Origin of the sequence: Pontibacter sp. HSC-14F20, from assembly GCF_019599265.1 — a bacterium.
Lineage (GTDB): Bacteria > Bacteroidota > Bacteroidia > Cytophagales > Hymenobacteraceae > Pontibacter.
Map to the genome: position 1 here is coordinate 1 of NZ_JAHZTC010000088.1, position 255 is coordinate 255.

The window sequence follows — 255 nt, forward strand, 5'->3', positions numbered from 1 at the left end:
AAGAGGAATCCGACATCATCTCCCCGCGCGCGGGCTGGGCCGAGCAGTCGCCCGAAATGTGGTGGGAGCATGCCAGGGCCGCCCTGCAGAAAGCCAACGCCACGGGCAGCTATCACCCCAGGGACATTGGCGCCATCGGCATTGCCTACCAGATGCATGGCCTGGTGGTGGTGGACCAGCAGCAGCAGGTGCTGCGCAACGCCATCATCTGGTGCGACAGCCGCGCTGTGGAGATTGGCCACAAAGCCTTCAAAG

The 255-nt window shown here is 63.9% G+C and carries 1 protein-coding gene; it reads left to right on the forward strand.

Annotation, left to right across the window (positions count from 1 at the left end):
* Positions 1-56: 56 nt before the first annotated feature.
* A partial coding sequence (locus K3G39_RS20620) for an FGGY family carbohydrate kinase (RefSeq protein ID WP_255594583.1) occupies positions 57-255 on the forward strand: 199 nt, incomplete at its 3' end.